At 71.6% G+C, this 5,806-nt stretch carries 4 protein-coding genes; 3 read left to right on the top strand and 1 reads right to left on the bottom strand.

Going from position 1 to position 5,806, the window contains the following annotated elements; genetic code table 11:
• The first annotated feature begins 180 nt into the window (after nucleotides 1-180).
• From FNH08_RS42765 to FNH08_RS42755, 3 genes are all read left to right on the top strand, one after another.
• Nucleotides 181-1,644, top strand: a complete 1,464-nt coding sequence (locus FNH08_RS42765) for a sodium:solute symporter (RefSeq protein ID WP_152776905.1) — start codon at nucleotides 181-183, stop codon at nucleotides 1,642-1,644.
• Nucleotides 1,645-1,725: 81 nt separating this feature from the next.
• Complete coding sequence (gene speB / locus FNH08_RS42760; RefSeq protein WP_152776904.1) at nucleotides 1,726-2,697, top strand: agmatinase; 972 nt, start codon at nucleotides 1,726-1,728, stop codon at nucleotides 2,695-2,697.
• Nucleotides 2,694-4,400: a thiamine pyrophosphate-binding protein gene (locus FNH08_RS42755; RefSeq protein WP_322726369.1), complete on the top strand. Its 1,707-nt coding sequence runs from the start codon at nucleotides 2,694-2,696 to the stop codon at nucleotides 4,398-4,400. The genes speB and FNH08_RS42755 overlap by 4 nt, the downstream gene beginning before the upstream one ends.
• Here FNH08_RS42755 and FNH08_RS42750 read toward each other — a convergent pair.
• Nucleotides 4,393-5,806: mannosyltransferase YkcB-related protein (locus tag FNH08_RS42750; protein WP_456114966.1), on the bottom strand; the 1,414-nt coding region annotated here is incomplete at its 5' end. The genes FNH08_RS42755 and FNH08_RS42750 overlap by 8 nt on opposite strands.

Raw genomic sequence — 5,806 nt, 5'->3', positions numbered from 1 at the left:
GTACCGGTGGGGCGGACGGGGCGGATGGGTCCGGCATGGTGGATGTTTCCTCCATTCCACCGTGGACGAGATGGATGAAACGTACACTTCAGCGCTGCTTTCCAGCCACCTAGGGTCAACCCACGAACTGGCGGTGCGACCGCGAGAAGGCCCGAGAAGGCCCGAGAAGGGTGGACCCCTATGGCCGTCGACTACACAGTGATCGTCGTCTATCTGGCCGGCATGCTGGCGATGGGCTGGTGGGGCATGCGCCGCGCCCGGTCCAAGAGCGAGTTCCTCGTCGCCGGGCGCCGCCTCGGGCCCACGATGTACTCCGGGACGATGGCCGCCATCGTCCTCGGCGGCGCCTCCACCATCGGCGGGGTCGGACTCGGGTACCAGTACGGGCTGTCCGGCGCGTGGATGGTGTTCACCATCGGGCTCGGGCTCCTCGCCCTGTCCGTGTTCTTCTCCGCCCGCATCGCCCGCCTGAAGGTCTACACCGTCTCCGAGATGCTCGACCTGCGTTACGGCGGCGGCCGGGCCGGTGTGATCTCCGGCGTGGTCATGTGGGCGTACACCCTCATGCTCGCCGTCACCTCGACCATCGCGTACGCCACGATCTTCGACGTCCTCTTCGACATGAACCGCACGGTCGCGATCGTCCTGGGCGGCTCGATCGTCGTCGCGTACTCGACGCTCGGCGGCATGTGGTCGATCACCCTCACCGACATGGTGCAGTTCGTCGTGAAGACCATCGGTGTCCTGCTCCTGCTGCTGCCCATCGCCGTCGTCAAAGCCGGTGGCTTCAGTGAGATGAAGGCCGAGCTGCCCACCGAGTACTTCGACCCGCTGGGCATCGGCGGCGAGACGATCTTCACCTACGTGCTGATCTACACCTTCGGCATGCTCATCGGGCAGGACATCTGGCAGCGCGTGTTCACCGCGCGCAGCGACAGGACCGCCCGGTGGGGCGGCACGGTGGCGGGCACGTACTGCCTCGCGTACGCCCTCGCCGGAGCCGTCATCGGTACGGCGGCAAAGGTGCTGTACCCGAAGCTGGCCAGCGCCGACGACGCCTTCGCGACCATCGTCAAGGACGAACTCCCGGTCGGTGTACGGGGGCTGGTGCTCGCCGCCGCCCTCGCCGCCGTGATGTCGACATCCTCGGGCGCCCTCATCGCCTGCGCGACCGTCGCCAACAACGACATCTGGTCCCGGCTCCGGGGAGCCTCCCGCCGGACCGAGGACGCGCACGACGAGGTGAAGGGCAACCGCGCCTTCATCCTCATCATGGGCGTCGCGGTGATCGTCACGGCCGTCGCGCTGAACAACGTGATCGAGGCGCTGACCGTCGCGTACAACCTCCTCGTCGGCGGGCTCCTCGTCCCCATCCTCGGCGGCCTGGTGTGGAAGCGCGGCACGGTCCACGGCGCCCTCGCCTCCGTCGTGGCCGGCGGTCTCGCGGTGATCGCGCTGATGGCGACGTACGGGATCCTCGCCAACGAACCCGTCTACTACGGGCTGCTGTCCTCGCTGGCCGCGTACCTGATCGTCTCCCTGGCCACCCCCGCCACCGACGCGGCCGTGCTCGCCGCCTGGCGCGAGAGGCTCGCCGGGCGGGCACCCGAACCCGCGTCCGAGCCGATCCCGGCCCACCAGTAAAGTCGTACCCAGTAGTACAAGAAGTATAAGTAGTGCAAGCAGTGCATACGTGATGAAGCGTACGCAGGAAGGCAGTTCGTCATGAGCAGCAACGAGACGCCCCGCGGTCCGGTCGACTCGTCCCGCATCCCGCGGTACGCCGGGCCCGCGACCTTCGCCCGGCTGCCCCGGCTGGACGAGGTCGGCGGACGTGCCGACGTCGCCGTCGTGGGCGTGCCGTTCGACTCGGGCGTCTCGTACCGGCCCGGCGCCCGCTTCGGCGGCAACGCGATCCGCGAGGCGTCCCGGCTGCTGCGCCCCTACAACCCGGCGCAGGACGCGTCCCCGTTCGCGCTGGCGCAGGTGGCGGACGGCGGGGACATCGCCGTCAACCCGTTCGACATCCACGAGGCCGTCGAGACCGTCGAGGCGGCGGCGGACGACCTGCTCGGCACCGGCGCCCGGCTGATGACCCTCGGTGGCGACCACACCATCGCGCTGCCGCTGCTGCGCTCGGTGGCGAAGAAGCACGGCCCGGTGGCCCTGCTCCACTTCGACGCCCACCTCGACACCTGGGACACGTACTTCGGCGCCGAGTACACGCACGGCACCCCGTTCCGGCGCGCGGTGGAGGAGGGCATCCTCGATACGGAGGCGCTCTCGCACGTGGGCACGCGCGGGCCGCTGTACGGCAAGCAGGACCTGACCGACGACGAGAAGATGGGCTTCGGCATCGTGACGTCGGCGGATGTCATGCGGCGGGGCGTGGACGAGGTCGCCGACCAGCTCCGGCAGCGTGTCGGGGACCGCCCGCTGTACATCTCCATCGACATCGACTGCCTCGACCCGGCCCACGCGCCCGGCACCGGCACCCCCGAGGCCGGCGGCATGACCTCCCGCGAACTCCTGGAGATCCTGCGGGGCCTCGCGTCCTGCAACCTGGTCTCCGCCGACGTCGTCGAGGTGGCGCCCGCGTACGATCACGCCGAGATCACGTCGGTGGCGGCGTCCCACACGGCGTACGAACTGACCACGATCATGTCCCGTCAGATTGCCGAGGCTCGCTCGAAGTGACCCACGACCACGACCTGGTGCTCCGCCCCACCGCCGCCCAGACGGAGGCCGCACTGAATCCTCCCCCCGGCCGCAACGGCGGAGACCTGGTCGTGGAGACCCTCGCCGGCCTCGGCGCGACCACGGTCTTCGGCCTGCCCGGCCAGCACGCCCTGGGCATGTTCGACGCGCTGCGCCGCTCGGACCTGCGGTACGTGGGCCTCCGGGTGGAGAACAACGCCGGGTTCGCGGCGGACGCGTACGGCCGGATCACCGGCGAGGCCGCACCGCTGCTGTTGTCGACGGGGCCGGGCGCGCTGACCTCGCTCGCCGCGCTCCAGGAGGCGGCCTCCGCCTCGGCGCCCGTCCTCGCCATCAGCAGCCAGATCCCCACGGCCGGGCTGGGCGGTGGCCGCCACGGCTACCTGCACGAACTCCCGGACCAGTCGGCGTCGTTCCGGGGCGTGGTCAAGTCGGTCCACACGGTCCGCACCCAGTCCCAGATCCCGTCGGCGATCGCGGCGGCCTGGAAGTCGGCGTTGTCGGCCCCGCACGGCCCGGTGTGGGTGGAGATCCCGCAGGACGTCCTGCTCGCCGAGACGCCGCTCCCGGTGGTGACGGGCGTGGACGCGACCCCGGAGGACCTGCCTCCGCGCCCCGAACTGACGGCGGTGGCGGCCGACTTGCTGTCCCGTGCGGCCCGCCCGGCGATCATCGCGGGCGGGGGAGTCGTACGCGCGGACGCGTCGGGCAAGCTGAGGCAGCTGGCCGAGAAGCTGAACGCCCCCGTGGTCACCACGTTCGGCGGCAAGGGTGCGTTCCCCTGGACGCACCCCCTCTCCCTGCGGTCCTGGCTGGAGGACCGCCACACCACCGACTTCCTCGAGGACGCGGACGTCCTGCTGGTGGTCGGCTCGGGCCTGGGCGAACTGTCCTCGAACTACCACACGTTCAAGCCGCGCGGCCGTGTCGTCCAGATCGAGGCCGACCTGGGCAAGCTGGAGTCCAACCATCCGGCGCTCGGCATCCACGCGGACGCGCGCCTCGCGCTGCAGGCGCTGCTGGAGACGGTTCGGCCGCGCGAGGACGCGACGGCGCCGGAACGGGTGCGGGCGGTTCTCGACCGGGTGGGGGAGAGGATCGCCTCGCAGCAACTCACCCTGGAGCAGGACCTGTTGGTATCGGTCCGCAGGGCGCTCCCGTCCCGCTCGCCCTCCTTCTGGGACATGACGATCCTGTCGTACTGGGCCTGGTCCGCTTTCGACGCGAAGGGCCCCAACACCATGCACTCGGCCCAGGGCGCGGGCGGCCTCGGCTACGCCTTCCCGGCGGCCCTGGGAGCGGCGGCGGCCGACCCGACCCAGCCGGTCCTCGCGGTCTCGGGCGACGGAGGCGCTCTGTACTCGATCGCAGAGCTGGCGACCGCGAAGCAGTACGACCTGAACGTCACCTGGCTGATCGTCGACGACGGCGGTTACGGCATCCTGCGTGAGTACATGACGGACGCGTTCGGCGAGGCCACGGGCACGGAGTTGGCCCGCCCGGACTTCGTGGCGCTGGCGGAGTCGTTCGGGGTGCCGGGGGTGCGGACGTCACCCGAGACCCTGGAACGGGACCTGGCGAAGGCTCTCGCCACGCCAGGCCCGTCCATGGTCGTACTCCCCGCGGTACTGCGCATGTTCGCGCCGACACACCTGGAGGGGGACGCGGGCGGCGTCAGCTGACGTCCGACGGGTCCAGACGGTAGAGCGACGACTGGTTCGACGCGTCCGACTGGTTCGACTCGTCCGACTGGCTGCTCTGCGAGTTCGAGGCCGCGTTGTCGCTGTACTCGCTCTCCTTCACCGCCGTCCCGTGCTCCTGCACCCAGGCCGTGACCTCGGAGCTGATGCTGTTGCCGCCGCCGGGGCCGCCGCCCATGCCCCCGCTGCCGACCTGGATGTAGTGCAACTCGCCCTTCTTCACCAGTTCCTTGAGCTTGGTGAGGGTCATGGCCTTGTCGCTGCCGGTCCAGCCCCACATGGAGATGACGGGTTCGCCGCTGTTGACGATGAGTTGCGCGGCGCCTTGGGAGTTGGAGACGGCGAGGAGCCACTTGGCGCCGTCGCGGTGCTTCTTGAGGTAGGCGATCAGTTCGGTGCTCGCGCCGCCCATGCCGCCGGGGGCGCCGCCCATGCCGCCGCCGCCCGGCTGGCCGCCGGTGCCATTCGGGGGCGTTCCCGTGCCCGTGCCGCCGCCGGGCTGCTCGGTGCCGCCGTTCTGCTGGGTTCCGCCCGGTTGCCCGCCGCCCGTGCCGCCGCTGGGCGCGCCGCTCGGAGGGGTGCCCATCTGGCCGCCGCCCTGCTGTGGGCCGCCCGCCTGGCCGCCCTGACCGTTCTGGTTGGCCGTACCGCCCTGTTGGCCACCCGGTCCGCCCTGGCCACCGCCCGGGAAGCCGCCGTTGCCGCCGCCCATGCGGCCGCCTCCGCCGCCACCGGGCCCGCCCATACCGCCGCCCGTCGTCGGACCGGCCGTCGGGTTCGTGCCGCCCATGCCTCCGGCCGAACCCGTCGGCACCGACGCCGCGTACGCCGCCGGACCCGCGACCGAGGCGACGACCGCCGCCGTCACGGAGGCCGCGAGCAGCCGCACGCGGCGCCCGGAGCGGAAGACCAGCAGGCCCGCGATCGCCAGCGCCATGACCACGGCGATGGCCGGCCACAGCCAGGTGTTCCAGCCGGAGGCCCGGCGCAGCAGGACGATCGCCCAGACACCGGTCACGGCGAACGCGACGGGCAGCACCCACACCCACCGCTTGTCCGTACGGAACGCGCGCAGCAGCATCGCTCCGCCGCCCCCGCACAGCGCCGCGATACCGGGCGCGAGCGCGGTCGTGTAGTACGGGTGCATCGTGCCCTCGGCGAGGCTGAAGGTCAGGTAGTGCAGCGCCGTCCAGCCGCCCCACAGCACGAGGGCGGCGCGGGTCACGTCCGTACGAGGCGCGCGACCGCGCAGGGCCAGGCCGCCGATCAGGGCGATCGCCGAGAAGGGCAGGAGCCAGGAGATCTGGCCGCCCAGGATGTCGTTGAACATCCGGCCGATGCCCGCGGTCCCGGAGAAGCCGCCGCCTCCGCCCCCGCCGCCTCCGCCG

Source organism: Streptomyces spongiae, from assembly GCF_009377185.1.
GTDB classification, from domain to species: Bacteria; Actinomycetota; Actinomycetes; order Streptomycetales; family Streptomycetaceae; genus Streptomyces; species Streptomyces spongiae.
The sequence above is the reverse complement of the archived record's forward strand: the minus strand, read 5'-3'. Positions and strand labels throughout refer to the sequence as shown.

What these genes read in the sequence shown, in the direction of transcription:
- FNH08_RS42765 (WP_152776905.1), top strand. Translation starts at nt 181, where the DNA reads ATGGCCGTCGACTACACAGTGATCGTCGTCTATCTGGCCGGCATGCTG.
- speB (WP_152776904.1), top strand. Translation starts at nt 1,726, where the DNA reads ATGAGCAGCAACGAGACGCCCCGCGGTCCGGTCGACTCGTCCCGCATC.